We start from the raw sequence: 593 nt of genomic DNA, 5'->3' as shown, positions 1-593 counted from the left end.
AAAAAAGCCCCTACAGGTTATACCTTGGAGTGGCTTTTTTGAAACTTGCGCTAGCTAATGCTTATTATAAAGAAAGCTCTTCTTTAGCACGTGTTAAATTGTGCGACACCATTGTACTGTTAGACATTGATTTAGCTTCGTATAAATCAGCAAGACCAGCCGTTTCGTTGTTCGCTTTTAAACGCGCTACACCGCGGTTGCTTAACGCGAATGAGGTAAGCTGGCGTACTTTAAATCGTGGTGCGTCTGCATCTTTTAAAAGTGCAATTGCTTTAGTACAAATAGCTTCAGCCTGTGCGTAATTTTTTGACTTAACGTTAAGTGCGCAGCTGTTAAACGATTGTTCAAGCGGCTGCGGCGCAGTTTGCGCTTCAATAACCATTAATTTGTAGTCACTTGAATCAGCCATTACAGCTGCAGAGCAAGTTAATAATGAGCCAAGAGCGATGGTTTTTAAAAGTGTACGTTTCATGGTTTGCCTTTCCTAATTAATTGAGTCGTGCTTGTTGCCGACAACTGAACTTTAGAGTAAAAGCTGTAGCCTCCCATCAGATTTTATCCAAATCAATAACAGAATAAATTTATACATATGG

At 40.0% G+C, this 593-nt stretch carries 1 protein-coding gene; it reads right to left on the bottom strand.

What is annotated here, in order from left to right:
- Window positions 1–64 precede the first annotated feature (64 nt).
- Window positions 65–472, bottom strand: coding sequence for a hypothetical protein (locus CWB65_RS19485; protein WP_006792270.1), 408 nt, complete (start codon window positions 470–472; stop codon window positions 65–67).
- Between the last annotated feature and the right edge of the window lie 121 nt (window positions 473–593).

The organism is Pseudoalteromonas sp. S554, assembly GCF_005930865.1.
Lineage (GTDB): Bacteria > Pseudomonadota > Gammaproteobacteria > Enterobacterales > Alteromonadaceae > Pseudoalteromonas > Pseudoalteromonas marina.
The sequence above is the reverse complement of the archived record's forward strand: the minus strand, read 5'-3'. Positions and strand labels throughout refer to the sequence as shown.

What these genes read in the sequence shown, in the direction of transcription:
- CWB65_RS19485 (WP_006792270.1), bottom strand. Translation starts at nt 472, where the DNA reads ATGAAACGTACACTTTTAAAAACCATCGCTCTTGGCTCATTATTAACT.